Here is a 17088-nt window from a genome sequence, read left to right on the forward strand (position 1 = left end):
CACAGCCACCGACACCGGGTGCCCTGGACCCGACAGCACCCTTCCCAACGCTCGCGGCCTGCCCCCAGCGGCAGCGCTCACGTACGGTTGGCGCATGACGAGCATCGGTGGTGCCGAGATGGTCGACTGGAATCTCGCGGTGGCGACCGCGACCCGACTTGTGCGGCCGGGCCCCGAGGTGAGCCGTGACGAGGCCCGGGCCGTCGTCGCGGAGCTGCGCCGGCATGCGAAGGCTTCGGAGCAACACGTCCGGGGATTCACCCGGATGGGCACGGACGGCATCCACGACACCCCGATCCTGGTCGTCGACCGCCCCGGCTGGGTGCGGGCGAACGTCGCCGGGTTCCGGGAGGTCCTCAAGCCGCTGCTCGACAAGATGCAGGAGCGGCGGGGCAACACCCCGGGCGGCGCGGTCTTCGGTGCGGTCGGCGGCAAGGTGACCGGCGTCGAGCTGGGCATGCTGCTGTCGTTCCTGTCCTCGCGCGTGCTCGGCCAGTACGAGACGTTCGCCCCGGCGTCCCGCGAGCTGCCGGCGGGGGCGAAAGGCGGGCGGCTGCTGCTGGTCGCGCCGAACATCGTGCACGTGGAGCGCGAACTCGACGTACAGCCCCACGACTTCCGTCTGTGGGTGTGCCTGCACGAGGAGACGCACCGCACGCAGTTCACGACCGTGCCCTGGCTGCGTGACCACCTGGAGGGTGAAATCCAGTCGTTCTTGGGGGAGACCGAAGTCGACCCCATGACCGTCCTGGAGCGCATCCGGGAGGCCGCCCAGTCGCTGGCCGGCGGCCGGCCCGAGGGCGAGGAGGACGACGAGGGCCGGTCCCTGGTGGAGATCGTGCAGACGCCCGCGCAGCGGGAGATCCTCGGCCGGCTCACCGCCGTGATGTCCCTCCTGGAGGGGCACGCCGACTTCGTGATGGACGGCGTCGGCCCGGACGTGGTGCCGAGCGTCGCGGAGATCCGCGAGAAGTTCCAGCAGCGCCGCGCCAAGGGCGCCTCCCGGCTGGACTCGGCGCTGCGCAAGCTGCTGGGCCTGGACGCCAAGCTGAGGCAGTACCGGGACGGCGAGCGATTCGTACGCGCGGTCGTCGAACAGGTGGGCATGGACGGCTTCAACCGTGTGTGGACCTCCCCGAACACGTTGCCGACGAAGACGGAGATCGCCAAACCGGCGGACTGGGTCGCGCGGGTGCACCGCAAGGCCGAGTCGTGAACCGGTCGCGGATGTGGTGAAACGGATTCGGCCGACGGCAGGCGAACGCCCCCGCAATCACCCGTCCGAGGGACCGTGAGCGATGGGTGGGCGTGCGATGCTCGGGGAACGCCCCGGTTCTGTCACCATCTACACACTCTGAGTGACCGAATCTCGGGCCAACCCCCCGAAAACTTCATGAAGGGAACCGGACATGGGTCCCCATCCTGCGGTCGCGGCGATACGCCTGGCGGTCCGCCGCGTCCTCCACGACATCCTCACCGACCACGAGGCCCTGCAGACCGTCGGCGCCTCCCGGCGCACCCCGCACGAGCGCCCGCCCTCGCCGCTCGTGCTCGTGGCGTGCTCCGGCGGCGCCGACTCCATGGCGCTCGCCTCCGCCCTCGCCTTCGAAGCACCCAAACTCGACATCCGGGCCGGCGGCATCACCGTCGACCACGGCCTCCAGGCCGGCTCCGACCTGCGCGCCGACGAGGTCGTCCTGCGCCTGCGCGAACTGGGCCTGGACCCCGTCGAGGCCACCGCCGTGACCGTGGGCCGCGAGGGCGGCCCCGAGGCAGCCGCCCGGGACGCCCGCTACGCCGCCCTCGACGCCTGCGCCGCCCGGCACGGCGCCGCCGCCGTCCTGCTCGGCCACACCCGCGACGACCAGGCGGAAACCGTCCTGCTGGGCCTCGCCCGCGGCTCCGGCATCCGCTCCCTGTCCGGAATGGCCGCGGTCTCGGGGGCCGACGGCCGTTACCGCCGCCCCTTCCTCCAGCTCGACCGGCAGACCGCCCGCAAGGCCTGCATGGTCCAGTCGCTGCCCGTCTGGGACGACCCGCACAACGCCGACCCCGCCTACACCCGCTCCCGGCTGCGCCACGAAGGCCTGCCCGCCCTGGAGAAGGCCCTCGGCAAAGGGGTCGTAGAAGCGCTTGCCCGTACGGCGCAGCTCTCCCGGGACGACGCCGACGCCCTCGATACCTGGGCCAGCCAGGCCGAGGCTTCCGTGCGGGACGCCACCGGCCTCCTGGAGTGCGCCAAGCTCTACGCTCTGCCGCCCGCCGTACGCCGCCGCATCCTGCGCCGCGCGGCCATCCAGGCGGGCGCCCCGGCCGGTTCGCTGTTCGCCCGGCACATCGAGGAAGTCGACCGCCTGATCACCGGCTGGCGCGGCCAGGGAGCCATCAATCTCCCGGGCAAGGTCGTCGCCCAGCGCCAGGGTGGCAGACTGGTGATTCGGCAAGGCTGAATCGACACCCCCTCCGGACCTCCGGGGGCGGGGCCAGGTAGTAGCCGGTTGGACGACCGAAAGTGATGCGGGTGGACGCGAAAGACATGGGTGACGACCTCCAGTCGGTGCTCATCACCAAGGAAGAGATCGACGCGAAGCTCGTGGAGCTCGCCGCGAAGATCGACGCGGAGTACGCGGGCAAGGACCTGCTGCTCGTCGGCGTCCTCAAGGGCGCGGTGATGGTCATGGCGGACCTCGCCCGGGCACTGTCCACCCCCGTCACCATGGACTGGATGGCCGTGTCGTCGTACGGCGCGGGCACCCAGTCCTCCGGTGTCGTGCGGATCCTCAAGGACCTCGACACCGACATCAAGGGCAAGCACGTCCTCATCGTCGAGGACATCATCGACTCCGGTCTGACGCTGTCCTGGCTGATCTCCAACCTGGGCTCCCGCGAGCCCGATTCGTTGAAGATCTGCACCCTCCTGCGCAAGCCGGAGGCGGCCAAGGTCGCCATCGACGTGGAGTGGGTCGGCTTCGACATCCCGAACGAGTTCGTCGTCGGCTACGGCCTCGACTACGCCGAGAAGTACCGCAACCTCCCGTTCGTCGGTACGCTCGCGCCGCACGTCTACGGCGGCTAGGGCCACTCGGCCCAAGCCCTGTAAGACGATCGGGAACCCCAGCGGGTTTCGCGCCGTTGGAGCATGCAGACACGTCTCCCAGTTGTCCCGTGCGACTTCGGGCAACATTGCTGGGGTACGGTCAGAAGAACTGTCTTTATCAAACTCACTATGGCAGGAGGGACGGAGCGGATTCGCTCCGTATGGATGGACGTGAAGCGATACTTCCGTGGGCCGGTCATGTGGATCGTGCTGGCCGTCCTTGCCGTGGTCGTGTTGATGCAGGTCGTCGGCTCGTCCGGCGGCTACAAGACGGTGGACACCGGCCAGGTCGTCCAGGCGATCAACGACAACAAGGTCGAGTCGGCCAAGATCACCACCGGTGACGAGCAGACCATCAAGGTCACGCTCAAGAGCGGCTCCAAGGTCGATGGCAGCTCCAAGATCCAGGCGAGCTACATCGGCGACCAGGGCGTGGACCTCGCGGCCACGCTGCAGACCAAGTACCAGGACAAGCAGATTCCGGACGGCTACACGGTCTCGCCGACGAAGCAGAACGCTTTCGTCGGGATTCTGCTGTCCCTGCTCCCCTTCGTCCTCATCGTGGTCGTCTTCCTGTTCCTGATGAACCAGATGCAGGGCGGCGGCTCCCGAGTCATGAACTTCGGGAAGTCCAAGGCCAAGCTCATCACCAAGGACACTCCGAAGACGACGTTCGCGGACGTCGCGGGCTCCGACGAGGCCGTCGAGGAACTGCACGAGATCAAGGAGTTCCTCCAGGAGCCGGCGAAGTTCCAGGCCGTCGGCGCCAAGATCCCCAAGGGCGTACTCCTGTACGGCCCCCCCGGCACCGGCAAGACCCTGCTGGCCCGCGCCGTCGCCGGCGAGGCCGGGGTGCCCTTCTACTCGATCTCCGGTTCCGACTTCGTCGAGATGTTCGTCGGTGTCGGTGCCTCCCGAGTCCGTGACCTGTTCGAGCAGGCCAAGGCGAACGCCCCGGCGATCGTCTTCGTCGACGAGATCGACGCGGTCGGCCGTCATCGCGGCGCCGGCCTCGGCGGCGGTCACGACGAGCGCGAGCAGACGCTGAACCAGCTGCTCGTCGAGATGGACGGCTTCGACGTCAAGGGCGGCGTGATCCTCATCGCCGCGACGAACCGGCCCGACATCCTCGACCCGGCCCTCCTGCGCCCCGGCCGCTTCGACCGCCAGATCGCGGTCGACCGCCCGGACATGCAGGGCCGTCTGGAGATCCTCAAGGTCCACCAGAAGGGCAAGCCGGTCGCACCGGATGTCGATCTGTCGGCCGTCGCGCGCCGTACGCCGGGCTTCACCGGCGCGGACCTGAGCAACGTCCTCAACGAGGCCGCCCTGCTCACCGCCCGCGGCAACCGCAAGCTGATCGACAACTCCATGCTGGACGAGGCGATCGACCGTGTGGTCGCGGGCCCGCAGAAGCGGACCCGGATCATGTCGGACAAGGAGAAGAAGATCACCGCGTACCACGAGGGCGGACACGCCCTGGTCGCGGCGGCTTCCCCGAACTCCGACCCGGTCCACAAGATCACGATCCTCTCCCGAGGCCGTGCTCTGGGCTACACGATGGTCCTGCCCGAAGAGGACAAGTACTCGACCACGCGCAACGAGATGCTGGACCAGCTGGCCTACATGCTGGGCGGCCGTGCGGCCGAGGAACTCGTCTTCCACGACCCGACCACGGGCGCCGCGAACGACATCGAGAAGGCCACCGCCACGGCCCGCGCGATGGTCACGCAGTACGGCATGACCGAGCGCCTCGGCGCGATCAAGTTCGGCGGCGACAACACCGAGCCCTTCCTGGGCCGGGAGATGTCGCACCCGCGCGACTACTCGGAAGAGGTTGCCGCGCTCGTCGACGAAGAGGTCAAGAAGCTCATCGAGAACGCGCACAACGAGGCCTGGGAAATCCTGGTCGAGAACCGTGACGTGCTCGACGCGCTCGTGCTCCAGCTGCTGGAGAAGGAGACGCTGAACAAGGAGCAGATCGCCGAGGTCTTCGCTCCCATCGTGAAGCGCCCGGCCCGCCCCTCGTGGACCGGCTCCTCCCGCCGTACGCCGTCCACCCGCCCGCCGGTGCTCTCCCCCAAGGAGCTGTCACTGACGAACGGGTCGAACGGCGCGGGTCCCGCGATCACCGCCGGTGCGACCGCCGAGTCCTCTCCCACGCTGGAGAAGGCCCCGGAGGAGCGCCCCGAGAACTGACGCGAGCCTCACACGGCCCGAAATGGATGCCGCGTCCCCCTGGTCTTAGCCTGGGGGACGCGGCATTTTCGTTTTGCCCGCAGCTGAGGCGTGTGTCCCGCACACGCGTGACCCGCACAGGAACGAGGCACGACATGACCGACCCCGTGACGCTGGACGGCGACGGAGTGATCGGCGTCTTCGACGAGAAGCGCGCCGAGAACGCCGTACGAGAACTGCTGATCGCGGTCGGCGAGGACCCGGACCGGGAGGGGCTGCGGGAGACGCCGGGGCGGGTGGCGCGAGCGTACAAGGAGATATTCGCGGGGTTGTGGCAGAAGCCCGAGGATGTGCTGACGACGACGTTCGACCTGGGGCACGACGAGATGGTGCTCGTGAAGGACATCGAGGTCCTGAGCAGCTGTGAGCACCATCTGGTGCCGTTCGTCGGGGTCGCCCATGTCGGGTACATCCCGTCCAGCGACGGCAAGATCACGGGGCTGTCGAAGCTGGCCCGGCTGGTGGATGTGTACGCCCGGCGGCCGCAGGTGCAGGAACGACTCACCACGCAGATCGCCGACTCCCTGATGAAGATTTTGGAGCCGCGGGGCGTCATCGTCGTCGTCGAGTGCGAGCACATGTGCATGTCGATGCGGGGTGTGCGGAAACCTGGCGCCAAGACCATCACGTCGGCGGTGCGGGGGCAGTTGCGGGACCCGGCTACGCGTAATGAGGCGATGAGTCTGATCATGGCGCGGTAGCGCTCCGCTGGGTGGAGCGTGCTTTGACAGGGTCGTCTGTCGGGTGCCGCTTTGTTGTGGCTGGCCGCGTAGTTCCCCGCGCCCCTTTGGGGCGCTCAAGTGACCGTGGCGCTCAGGTGACCGGCGTAGCCCCCGCCGCGTTGTTGTCGTCGTCCTCCGGGAGCTTGCACACCCGCTCCAGGAAGATCGCCGCCGCAATTACCGCGATGCCCGCCAGGACCGAGAAGCCGGCGTAGATGGCCTGGTCGCGGCGGGCCGGGATGTCCAGGGACTCCAGGAGGTAGGCGCCCGTGCCGCCGTACATGCCGGAGACCAGGGCGGCGACCAGGGCGCTGGCCTGGCCGAAGACGACCGCGCGGGCGGCCATCAGGGGGTCGACTCCCTTGGCGCCGGGGCGGCGCTCGCGCTGTGCCTTGAGGCGGGCGCGCAGGGAGAGCGCCGTGGCCAGCAGGACGACGGCGATCACGGCGAGGACGATGGGCGCGGCCAGCGGGACGCTCGGCAGGGTCCCCACCGCGCTCCACAGTCGCGCACCCGCCCAGGACAGCACTCCGGCGACGACGAACACGCCGGCCAGCACCCTGATCCGCAGCTCTCTCACGGTGTCCCTTCAGCTCCCCGTGCCCTGTCCGGGCGTTGTGGTCGTCTCGACCTTAACGACTACTCGGGCAGCCGGAGTTCCAGGTCCTTGCGGGGCGCGACACCGTCACGGGTGATGTCGTCCAGGAGGACGGCGAGGGGGCCGCGGCCGGGCAACTGCGCCTCGGGTTCCACATCGTGCCAGGGGGCGAGCACGAAGGCCCGTTCGTGGGCGCGCGGGTGGGGGAGCGTCAGCACGGGGTCGTCGGAGACCACGTCGGCGTACGCGACGATGTCGACGTCGAGCGTGCGCGCGCCCCAGCGTTCCTCGCGGACCCGGTGGAAAGCCTCTTCGACGGCGTGCGCCCGCTCCAGCAGGGAGGACGGGGGCAGGGTGGTCTTGAGGACGACCACCGCGTTGAAGTACGAGGGCTGGCTGCCGGGCTCGACGCCCCAGGGTTCCGTCTCGTAGACCGGGGACACGGCTTTGATGCGGACGCCGGGGGTGTCCTCCAGGGCGTCGATGGCGCCCTGGAGGGTCTCCAGGCGGTTGCCGAGGTTGGCGCCGATGGAGATGACGGCGCGCTTCGGGTTGCTGAGCGTGGTATCGGCGGCGTCCACCTGGCGTACTACGGAGGCGGGTACCGGCTGGACGGTCGGGTCGCTGTGACCCTCGGTGAACGAGAAGGTCATACTCGGCTCCGGATGATGGTGACGGTCACGTCGTCGAAGGGGACGGTGATCGGGGCGTCCGGTTTGTGGACGCGGACCTCGACCTCCTCGACCCCTTCGTGCTTCAGGCAGGTCTGCGCGATGCGCTCGGCGAGGGTCTCGATGAGGTTGACGGGCTCGCCCTGGACGACGGCCACGACCTCCTCCGCCACGATGCCGTAGTGCACGGTCTTCGTCAGGTCGTCGTCGGCGGCGGCCGGCCGGGTGTCCAGGCCCAGGACCAGGTCCACGATGAAGGTCTGGCCCTCCTCGCGCTCCTTCGGGAACACGCCGTGGTACCCGCGGGCCTTGAGGCCGCTCAGCGCGACACGATCCACGCGAATCACTCCTGCAATCGTCGGTGGTGGCCGGCCCGTACCGGGTGCGGGCGGTACACCGGCCTCGAACGAATCTACCTGCGGGCACTGACAGTGCCGGGCCGCGAGCGCGTGGGCGCCGTCCGGGCCCGCAGGTTTCGCCGACCGTTTCCCCCGGGGAACCCGGCGGCTCATGGGTCGGTAGCCGCCCCTACCCGCCGGTTCGTGATTCCAACCACTTCTTGGTCCTGATGGGTCCCGGCCCTCCTCTGGAGCCGCCTACCCGCTCAGGAGGGTGACTCGTCGCCTTCGTCCTCGTCGTTTTCGGCCAGGACCGGGGACCCGTGGTGCGACCAGAGTTTCCAGCCCTCGGGGGTGCGCCGGAACACGTTCGTGGCGACCACGAGCTGGCCGACGAGCGGGCCGAGTTCGTCGCTGTCGTCGGGGGCCGGGCCGCCGCTGAGGATGTTCTCCGTGCAGGTGACCAGGGCGGTGTCGCCGGTCACCGAGACGTGCACGTCGGTCAGGAAGAACTGGATGTAGTCGGTGTTCGCCATGATCAGCGCGTACGACCGCAGGACCTCGCCGCGTCCGGTGAGCACCGGCCAGCCCGGGTGCACGCAGGAGATCACGCCGGTGTCCGCGGGGTCGTGGTACTCCTCGTCGACGCCCAGGTCGGCCGGGGTGAGCCAGAGCGCGGACAGCTCGTCGAAGTCGCCGCGTTCCAGGGTCTCGTAGAACGCGGTGTTGGCGAGTTCGACCTGCTCGACATCGGTGTGGGGGGCGCTCACCGGGCTCCCTCGGAGCTGGTGTGCGAGGCCGCGCGGGCGCCGATGGCGCGCGCTCCCTCGACGGCGCGTGCGACGCGCACGGCGTCCGCGGTGGCGTGCACCTCGTGGACGCGCACGGCCCACGCGCCGGCGTGCGCCGCGAGCGCGGAGACGGCGGCGGTGGCGGCGTCGCGCTCGCGCGCGGGCGGGGGCGCTCCCTCGGGGCCGGCGAGGACATGGCCGAGGAACCGCTTGCGGGAGGCGGCGACGAGCAGGGGATGGCCGAGGCCGGTCAGCCGGTCGAGGTGGGCGAGGAGGACGAGGTCGTGTTCGGCGTCCTTGGAGAAGCCCAGGCCAGGGTCGACGACGACGCGGTCGGGGGCGACGCCTCCGGCGAGAACGGCCTCCACGCGTGCGTGCAGCTCGTCGACGACTTCGGTGACGACGTCGTCGTAGACGCCCCTGACGTTGCCGCCCTCCAGGAAGCCGCGCCAGTGCATGACGACGAAGGGGGCGCCCGAGGCGGCGACGACCGGGATCATCGCGGGGTCGGCGAGGCCGCCGCTGACGTCGTTGACCAGGACGGCGCCGGCGGTGAGGGCCTGTTCGGCGACGGAGGCGCGCATGGTGTCGACGGAGACGGTGACGCCCTCGGAGGCGAGACCGCGCACTACGGGGATGACGCGTTTGAGTTCTTCCGCCTCGTCGACGCGGGTGGCGCCGGGGCGGGTGGACTCGCCGCCGACGTCCACGAGGTCGGCGCCCTCGGTGACCAGTCCGAGGCCGCGCTTGACGGCGGCCGTGGTGTCGAAGAAGCGGCCGCCGTCGGAGAAGGAATCAGGGGTGACGTTCACGACCCCCATGACCGCGCACCGGTCCCATTCCGGAAGGCCCGCGACGCGCCCGCGCCCGCTCTGCTTGCTCATACGTTCAGCGTAGGCCTTGGGGGAGGGGGGACGGTCCTGCGGGCCGGATGCGAGAGGGCCGGTCCGGGCGCCGCCGCCCGCCCGGAGGCGGGGGGCTCGCCCGGACCGGCCCGTCGGTCAAGCGGCTCGCACATCCCGTTCCGCGAGTCCGTGGGCGCAGGCCGGAGCCACGGCCGTACGGCGGCGGAGGAAGCGGGGCAGGGGGAGGGCGAGGTTGACGAAGCCCTCTGCCTGCATCGCGGCGAAGCCGATGCGGGGGAGGTCGCCGGAGGCGCGGTAGACGACGAAGCGCGGCTCCCAGCGGGGCTGGAACTTGGCGTTGAACTTGTACAGGGACTCGATCTGGAACCAGCGCGACAGGAAGACCAGCAGCCCGCGCCAGGCGCGCAGCACCGGGCCCGCGCCGATCTTCTCGCCGCGCGCGAGGGCCGCGCGGAACATCGCGAAGTTGAGCGACACGCGCGTGATGCCGAGCTTCGGTGCCGCCTGGAGGGAGGCGACGATCAGCAGTTCGTTCATCCCCGGGTCGGCCGCGCGGTCGCGGCGCATCAGGTCCAGGGACATGCCGTCGGTGCCCCAGGGCACGAAGTGCAGGATCGCCTTCAGGTCGCCGTACTCGCCCGGCTGTTCGTCGGCCTTGTGGGCGGTCGCGATGAAGCAGTCGCCGTCCTCGGGGTCGCCGATGCGGCCGAGTGCCATGGAGAAGCCGCGCTCCGTGTCGGTGCCCCGCCAGGCCTCCGAGGCGAGCCGGATCCGCTCCAGCTCGCCTTCACTGACGTCACGTACACGCCGTACCCGGGTTTCGTAGCCGGCCCGCTCGATGCGCTTCACCATTTGGCGTACGTTGCGCATCGCGCGCCCGGCGAGCGAGAAATCCGCCACGTCGACCACCGCCTCGTCGCCGAGTTCGAGCGCGTCGAGGCCGGTCTCGCGGGTCCACACCTCGCCGCCGGTCTCGGAGCACCCCATGACGGCCGGCGTCCAGGAGTGGGCCTTCGCCTCGTCCATGAACCGCTCGATGGCGCCCGGCCAGGCCTCCACGTCCCCGATGGGGTCACCACTGGCGAGCATCACCCCGGACACGACGCGGTACGTGACCGCCGCCTTGCCGCTGGGCGAGAAGACGACGGCCTTGTCGCGGCGCAGCGCGAAGTGGCCGAGCGAGTCGCGGCGGCCGTGCTTCTCCAGGAGGGCGCGCAGCTGCGTCTCGTCCTCCGGGGTGAGCCGCGCGGCCGGGTGTTCGGGCCGGAAGGCGAGGTAGATCGTCGTCACGGCGGTGAGCAGCCCCAGGGCGCCTAGGGAGAAGGCGACCGTCCAGGAGGTGCTGCCTTCGTAGTCGACCGGGCCCTCGAAGCCGAACAGGCCGTACAGGACATGGCTGATCCGGTCGGCCAGGCTCGGGTCGCCGACCATGCGCTTGGAGTGGACGCTGACGATGACCAGTCCCAGGACGAGCGAACCGGCGCCCATGAGCACGAAGTTGGCGAGCGCGCGCCACCGGCTGCGCGGGTCGGGCAGTGCGCGGAACTCGTCGCGGTGCATCAGCAGCGGTGCGAGCAGCGCGGCCGAGATGACGACTCCTATGACCGAGTGCCGGTACGCGAACTGCGCCACCGCGCCCGCCGGCAGCAGCGCCACCGCGGCCCGCCAGGCCCGGCGCTTGCGCCGCCTGAGCCCGTGCGCGAGGAGCAGCAACAGCACACCGGCGCTGAGCGAGAGCGCGGCGGCGAAGGGGCCGAGCGCGCCCGGCAGCACCTCCGCCATGGTGTGCATACGGCTGTGCCGGAAACGCGGGAACACCCCCGCGGCGATGTCCAGCAGGCCGACGAGGGCGCAGGCCCTGGCGACGAGCGTGGGAACGACCTCGGGGCGCGGACCTCGGACTATGCGCCGGACCCGGCCTGACCGGCTCGGAACCCCACCCGACAATTCCCCATCTATCCTGACAGACATCGCATCCCGTAGTTCTGCGAGAGACCTTGGACCCGGGCCCGATTCGGGCATCCGGCGACATTGCGCCCTCTAGGACGGTGTCTAGGGGAAGGAGGTTCCTTCCTCACCGGAAAGCCGGTTCAAAGGCAGTGGAAAGCCCGGGGCAAAGGCGCGCGAAGGTTGTGTGCCGCCAGGGCGGAAAGCGCAGGCGGGGACAGCTCATGGGACTCACGAGCAACAAGGTGTTGGCACTGGCGTTCGTGTGCGCCGTGCTGCTGTTCGTCGGCACGGTTTGGCTGTGGCCGCGGCTGGCCCGGCGGAACTGGCAGGCCGTCAGCGGACGCGTGGGCCTGCTCCTGGCAACGCAGTTGGTGCTCTTCGTCTCGGTGGGCCTCGGCGCCAACCAGGCCTTCGGGTTCTACGCCAGCTGGTCCGACCTGTTCGGCAGGGAGACCGACCAGGGAGTGGTCGTCGACCACACGGCGCTCCGGGGCGCCGGCGGCCCGCTCCACGTGGTCGGCACCCGGCGCGTGGACGCCCCGGGCGGCGCCTCCCTGCCGAGCAGCGTGGGCCAGGTGCAGCGGGTCGACATAGTGGGCCGTACGACCCACATCGCCACCCCCGCCTACGTCTATCTGCCGCCGGAGTACTTCCAGCCGCGGTACCGCACCCGCACGTTCCCGGCGACGGTCGTCCTCACGGGCTACCCGGGCACCGCCCAGGCGCTCGTCGACAAGCTCAACTACCCGCGCACGGCACTGCAACTGGCCAAGGACGGCAGGATGCGGCCGATGATCCTGGTGATGCTGCGGCCCACGGTGGCGCCGCCGCGCGACACGGAGTGCGTGGACGTCCCGGGCGGACCGCGCACCGAGTCCTTCTTCGCCAAGGACCTCCCGGATGCCGTGACGGCCCACTACAGGGTGGGCAAAAAACCCGGGAGCTGGGGCATCGTCGGTGATTCCACGGGCGGTTACTGCGCTCTGAAGCTCGCGATGCACCACCCCGGGGTGTACGCGGCGGGCGCCGGCCTCTCGCCGTACTACAAGGCGCCCGTCGACCCCACCACAGGTGACCTCTTCCAGGGCGACGAGACGCTGCGGAACGAGGCGAACCTGTGGTGGTACCTCAAGCACCGGCCCGCGCCCGACACCTCACTGCTCGTCACCAGCAGCAAGGCCGGGGAGCACAACTACAAGGACACCCTGAAATTCATCGACAAGGTGAGGGCCAACAACTCCACCCGTATCGCGTCGATCATCCTGGACAGCGGCGGCCACAACTTCAACACCTGGCGACGGGAGATCCCGGCGACCCTGGAGTGGTTGAGCGGACGGCTCGGCAACGGCTGAAAGCGACTGCTGAACCGAGGTGGGGGATGAGGGGTGGCTGTGTTTTTACCGGGCGGGGCACCACGATTCGCCTACGCGCGGTAAGTTTCTGGCCATGCCACGTGGACGTCACCGCCATTCCCCGCCGTTGCACCGGCTGTTGCCTCCCTCGGCGATCGCAGGCGTGTCGCTCGTCTGCGCCTTCGGGCCGTGGGTCTTCTCTCAGGCCGCCGCGCTGCGCATAGTCGCCGCGGTCGCCGCCGCGACCGCGCTCGTCGGGGCGGCCGTCATGCGCCGTTGGGACACTCAGGCGGGCAAACAGGTCGCTGACCTGGTACGCGCGCGTACGAGCGACGAGTGGCGCTACGAGGAGCGGCTCGCCGAACTCGAGTCCGACCTCGACGAGTCGCGCGAACTGCGCGTCAAGCTGGAGCACAAGTTGCGCACCAAGCGCACCGAGCTCGCGGGCCTGCGCAACGAACACGCGGCACTGCTGCGCCGGTACGCCACGGCGGAGACCGAGCGCGCCAGCGCCCTGGAGGGCCGCCGCCTGCTGGAGATAGAGGCCGCGGAACCCGCCACGCGCGCGTTGCCGCCGGTTCCGGCGGACGGCGACGACGAGGCCCCGGCGGACGTGGACCTGGATCTCGTGGAGCTCCAGGAAGACGCCGACGACGACACCGAGTCGGACGACACCGCGGCTGTGGCTGCCCCGGTCGAGTCCGCGACGGACGCCGGGACCGACGCCGAGGACGAGACCGAGGACGCCGACGAGGAGTCCGGGACCGAGGCCGTCGCGGAGAAGAAGCCGGCGGCTTCACCGGTGTTCTCCCCGGAGGGGTCCAAGCTGTTCCTGCGGGCCCAGGCCGCGCTGGTACGGCTCGACGACGACACCGAGTCCGCGGCACCCGCGCCGAAGGACGACGACTCCGCGCCGGCCGGGCCCGCCCCGGTGGAGGCCACCGGCGGCCCCGCGGCCGAGTCGGAGGCCGCGCAGGAGGACGAGGCGGAGGGGAAGCCCGAGGCGGTCGACGGGCATGAGCACTCGGCCGCCGTCCCCCCGGCCGCGAAGTCCGCCCAACCCGCGCACCCGTCGGGGCACTTCACCGTGCCGACCGCGGTGGCGGTCGTACCGGCGGCTCCCGTACGGCGGCCGATGGTCGAGGGCGGGTTCGACTTCTTCGGCATGCAGAAGGGCGCGGCGTCCGCCGAGATGGACGCCGTCCAGAACGAGGATCTCGCCGACGTCGTGGGCCAGGAGGTCCTGGCGGTGCACAAGGCGGAGGCCGAGGCGCAGTTCAAGCCGGCCGACGAGCGGTCCCGGGGCGTCGGCGCGGTCCAGGTCATCGACCTGACGGCGCACGACGAGACCGAGCAGATCAACCTTCCCGGACTGCGCAGCGCGGCTTCCTGACCGAGTCCTGACCGGGCGTCAGGCCATCCAGCGGTCCGGGCGGGCGTCCCTGCGGCCCGTGCGGGAGCGCTCGGCCTGACCGCGGAGCAGCTCCGCGGCCTCGTCCGCGCCCCGCAGGCGGGCTGTCACGGTCTCGTTGGCCCCGGTGTCCACATGCACCTCGGCAAGCCCCCAGAGCCGCTCCCAGGGCCCTTGCGTGAGCCTTACGCTCTGCACCTTCGCGTGCGGCACCAGTGCCGTGCTGCGGCGCAGCAGTCCGTGCCGGGCCACGAACACCGTGTCGGTGACCGCAAGGCCGTAGCCACGCCACCACAGGGGCACGCACCAGCCCGCGCTGCGCGGCGGCCGGGACAGCGCCGAGCGCGGCGGCACGGTCACACCGGGCAGCACGCGCGCGACGACCGACTCGGCGATCTCGCGCGGCGCGACCGGCACCAGCACGGAGTTGGACGAGCCGGCCACGTCCAGCTCGACCCGCACCCACCCCCGCCGCCGCCACAGCAGCGGCTCCACGATCCGCACGGTCTGCACCCGCCCCGGCGGCACCGTCTCGTGCGTGCGGTCCAGCAGCCCGTGGTCGATGCGCAGCCCGTCCGGGGACTCGCCCACCGTCCAGTCGTACTCGCCGACGAACCGCCCCACACTGCTGGCGCCCGCCGCGCCCAGCAGCGGCAGCGCGGTCGCGAGGACCGTCCACACGCTGTGGGTGGCGAGCCACAGCAGCGGCGGTACGACGAGCGCGGCGGCCAGCGATCCCCAGGTGGCGCCGGTCAGCACCAGGGACACCGCGAGGACCCCGGCCGGCACGTGCAGCAGCTGCTGCGAGGGCGCCTCGCCGACCTCGTGGGCGGTCTCGGGCGCGAACCCGGCCGCCCGCGCGAGGAGTTCGGCCCGCAGCGCCCGGGCCTCGTCCTCGCCCAGGAAGGCCAGTTCGTCCTTCTTGTCGGTCCCTACGACGTCCAGCTTCAGCTTGGCGACGCCCGCCACGCGCGCGAGGAGCGGCTGTGTCACGTCGACCGCCTGGATGCGTTCCAGCCGGATGTGCGCGGTGCGCCGGAACAACAGGCCGGTACGGATGCGCAGTTCGGTGTCGGTCACCGCGAAGTGGGTGAACCACCAGGTCAGGAAGCCGTACAGACCGGCGGCCGGAACTATCACGGCCAGCGCGATCAGCAGGGTGATGGTGGTCAGCCGCGTCAGCTGTTCCTGCGCCTGGTTGGGGTCGTGCACCGCCCACCCGATGATGACGGCGACGGGCGCCCACGCCCGGCGCAACGGCGTCACCGGATGCAACCGCCGCTCCACTACGGGCATTTGCCCCCGTACGACCTTCGTGGCGGCCCCGGTTACGTCCTTGTCGGCGCCCGGCGTCGTCACAGCCCCGCCGATCGGGCCTCGCCGAGCTCGGTGAGCCGGTCGCGCAGCCGTTCGGCCTCGGCCGGGTCCAGCCCCGGGATGGTCGCGTCGGTCGCCGCGGCGGCCGTGTGCAGCTGCACGCTCGCGAGCCCGAAGTGCCGCTCCACGGGCCCCGAGGTCACCTCCACGAGCTGCATCCGCCCGTACGGCACGATCGTCTCGTGGTGCCACAGCACGCCCTTGCTGATCAGCAGGTCGTCGGCGCGCTCGGCGTACCGCCAGGAGCGCCAGTTGCGGCCCAGGACCACCCAGCCCCACGCCATGACGCCGAGCGGCAGCAGCGCGAACGCCGCCCACCCCGGGCCGGCGAACAGGCCAAGCGGCACCCCCAGGGCGACGGCCAGCACCCCCAGCCACACCACCAGCAACATCCGTCGCATCTTCAGCAGCCCCGGCGGCAGCCCGGTCCACACCGGCTCGCGCGCCGCGTCGTCCTGAGCGGCAGTCCCCGTTTCCATGGCGCAAGCGTACGTACGAGAGACTGTGTCCATGACTCCCACGACGGAGACCACGGTCGGGATCGGCGGCGCCGCGGAAAGCACCGACATGGTGCTCAACATCGGCCCTCAGCACCCCTCCACGCACGGGGTGCTGCGGCTGCGGCTCGTCCTGGACGGCGAGCGCATCCAGCACGCGGAGCCGGTGATCGGTTACATGCACCGGGGCGCCGAGAAGCTCTTCGAAGCGCGCGACTACCGCCAGATCATCATGCTCGCCAACCGCCACGACTGGCTGTCGGCGTTCTCGAACGAGCTGGGCGTGGTCCTCGCGGTGGAGCGCATGCTCGGCATGGAGGTGCCCCCGCGCGCGGTGTGGACGCGCACTCTGCTCGCCGAGCTGAACCGGGTGCTCAACCACCTGATGTTCCTGGGGTCGTACCCCCTGGAACTCGGCGGCATCACCCCGGTGTTCTACGCGTTCCGGGAGCGTGAGGTCCTCCAGAACGTCATGGAGGAGGTGTCCGGCGGGCGCATGCACTACATGTTCAACCGCGTCGGCGGCCTCAAGGAGGACCTGCCCGCCGGATGGGCCTCCCGCGCGCGTGAAACCGTGGCCGCCGTGCGCTCCCGGATGGACCGCTTCGACGACCTGGTGCTCGGCAACGAGATCTTCCGGGGGCGCACCCGGGGAGTCGGCGCGCTGTCCGCGGAGGCCGTGCACTCCTATGGGGTGAGCGGGCCCATCGCGCGTGCCTCGGGCGTCGACTTCGACCTGCGGCGCGACGAGCCGTATCTCGCGTACGGCGAGCTCCAGGACACCCTCAAGGTCGTCACGCGCCAGGAGGGCGACTGTCTCGCCCGCTTCGAAGTGCTCCTGGAGCAGACCCACAACGCGCTCGATCTCGCGGACGCCTGCCTCGACCGGCTCGCCGAGCTGGAGCCCGGGCCGATCAACCAGCGGCTCCCGAAGGTCCTCAAGGCGCCCGAGGGGCACACGTACGCGTGGACCGAGAACCCGCTCGGGATCAACGGCTACTACCTCGTCAGCAAGGGCGAGAAGACCCCGTACCGGCTGAAGCTGCGCTCGGCGTCCTACAACAACATCCAGGCCCTCGCGGTGCTGCTGCCGGGGACGCTGGTGGCGGACATGGTGGCGATTCTGGGGTCGTTGTTCTTCGTGGTCGGCGACATCGACAAGTAGGCGACGGGTAGAGGC

Annotated in this window: 16 protein-coding genes; 8 read left to right on the forward strand and 8 right to left on the reverse strand. The window is 70.6% G+C overall.

Annotation, left to right across the window (positions count from 1 at the left end):
- Positions 1-94 precede the first annotated feature (94 nt).
- From OH768_RS29395 to folE, 5 genes are all read left to right on the forward strand, one after another.
- A complete protein-coding gene (locus tag OH768_RS29395; protein WP_406458548.1) occupies positions 95-1216 on the forward strand; it encodes a zinc-dependent metalloprotease in 1122 nt (373 codons plus the stop codon).
- 193 nt (positions 1217-1409) lie between these two features.
- A complete protein-coding gene (tilS, locus tag OH768_RS29400) occupies positions 1410-2450 on the forward strand; it encodes a tRNA lysidine(34) synthetase TilS (protein WP_406458550.1) in 1041 nt (346 codons plus the stop codon).
- A gap of 65 nt (positions 2451-2515) precedes the next feature.
- Complete coding sequence (gene hpt, locus OH768_RS29405; RefSeq protein WP_019070220.1) at positions 2516-3076, forward strand: hypoxanthine phosphoribosyltransferase; 561 nt, start codon at positions 2516-2518, stop codon at positions 3074-3076.
- Between the two features lie 186 nt (positions 3077-3262).
- On the forward strand, positions 3263-5296 hold the full coding sequence (ftsH, locus tag OH768_RS29410) for an ATP-dependent zinc metalloprotease FtsH (protein ID WP_019070219.1): 2034 nt from the start codon (positions 3263-3265) through the stop codon (positions 5294-5296).
- Positions 5297-5430: 134 nt separating this feature from the next.
- Positions 5431-6036 (forward strand): GTP cyclohydrolase I FolE, encoded by a 606-nt coding sequence (gene folE / locus OH768_RS29415; protein WP_406458553.1) that lies wholly within the window; start codon positions 5431-5433, stop codon positions 6034-6036.
- A gap of 112 nt (positions 6037-6148) precedes the next feature.
- Here the strand turns inward: folE and OH768_RS29420 are convergent, their stop codons facing one another.
- The 6 genes from OH768_RS29420 to OH768_RS29445 form a co-directional block, all read right to left on the reverse strand.
- A complete protein-coding gene (locus OH768_RS29420; protein WP_406458555.1) occupies positions 6149-6637 on the reverse strand; it encodes a DUF3180 domain-containing protein in 489 nt (162 codons plus the stop codon).
- Positions 6638-6696: 59 nt separating this feature from the next.
- Complete coding sequence (folK, locus tag OH768_RS29425; protein ID WP_406458557.1) at positions 6697-7308, reverse strand: 2-amino-4-hydroxy-6-hydroxymethyldihydropteridine diphosphokinase; 612 nt, start codon at positions 7306-7308, stop codon at positions 6697-6699.
- Entirely contained in the window at positions 7305-7664 is a 360-nt protein-coding gene (folB, locus tag OH768_RS29430) for a dihydroneopterin aldolase (RefSeq protein ID WP_406458559.1), read from the reverse strand. The genes folK and folB overlap by 4 nt, the downstream gene beginning before the upstream one ends.
- A 266-nt stretch (positions 7665-7930) precedes the next feature.
- Positions 7931-8434 (reverse strand): nuclear transport factor 2 family protein, encoded by a 504-nt coding sequence (locus OH768_RS29435; protein WP_406458561.1) that lies wholly within the window; start codon positions 8432-8434, stop codon positions 7931-7933.
- Complete coding sequence (gene folP, locus OH768_RS29440; RefSeq protein ID WP_406458563.1) at positions 8431-9339, reverse strand: dihydropteroate synthase; 909 nt, start codon at positions 9337-9339, stop codon at positions 8431-8433. The genes OH768_RS29435 and folP overlap by 4 nt, the downstream gene beginning before the upstream one ends.
- Before the next feature lie 117 nt (positions 9340-9456).
- Complete coding sequence (locus OH768_RS29445; protein ID WP_406458565.1) at positions 9457-11268, reverse strand: phosphatidylglycerol lysyltransferase domain-containing protein; 1812 nt, start codon at positions 11266-11268, stop codon at positions 9457-9459.
- A 224-nt stretch (positions 11269-11492) separates the two neighbouring features.
- Between OH768_RS29445 and OH768_RS29450 the strand changes: the two genes are divergently transcribed.
- Positions 11493-12623: an alpha/beta hydrolase gene (locus tag OH768_RS29450; RefSeq protein WP_406458567.1), complete on the forward strand. Its 1131-nt coding sequence runs from the start codon at positions 11493-11495 to the stop codon at positions 12621-12623.
- 94 nt (positions 12624-12717) lie between these two features.
- Positions 12718-14016 carry a hypothetical protein gene (locus OH768_RS29455; protein ID WP_406458569.1) on the forward strand — a complete coding sequence of 433 codons (1299 nt, stop codon included), beginning with the start codon at positions 12718-12720 and terminating at the stop codon, positions 14014-14016.
- Between the two features lie 18 nt (positions 14017-14034).
- Here the strand turns inward: OH768_RS29455 and OH768_RS29460 are convergent, their stop codons facing one another.
- Together OH768_RS29460 and OH768_RS29465 are read right to left on the reverse strand one after the other, a co-directional pair.
- Complete coding sequence (locus OH768_RS29460; RefSeq protein ID WP_406458571.1) at positions 14035-15393, reverse strand: PH domain-containing protein; 1359 nt, start codon at positions 15391-15393, stop codon at positions 14035-14037.
- Positions 15390-15890: a PH domain-containing protein gene (locus OH768_RS29465; protein ID WP_406458573.1), complete on the reverse strand. Its 501-nt coding sequence runs from the start codon at positions 15888-15890 to the stop codon at positions 15390-15392. The genes OH768_RS29460 and OH768_RS29465 overlap by 4 nt, the downstream gene beginning before the upstream one ends.
- Before the next feature lie 31 nt (positions 15891-15921).
- Here OH768_RS29465 and OH768_RS29470 point away from each other — a divergent pair, with 31 nt between their 5' ends.
- Positions 15922-17073 (forward strand): NADH-quinone oxidoreductase subunit D, encoded by a 1152-nt coding sequence (locus tag OH768_RS29470; RefSeq protein WP_406458575.1) that lies wholly within the window; start codon positions 15922-15924, stop codon positions 17071-17073.
- Positions 17074-17088 lie beyond the last annotated feature (15 nt).

This window comes from Streptomyces sp. NBC_01622 (genome assembly GCF_045209635.1).
Classification (GTDB): Bacteria; Actinomycetota; Actinomycetes; order Streptomycetales; family Streptomycetaceae; genus Streptomyces.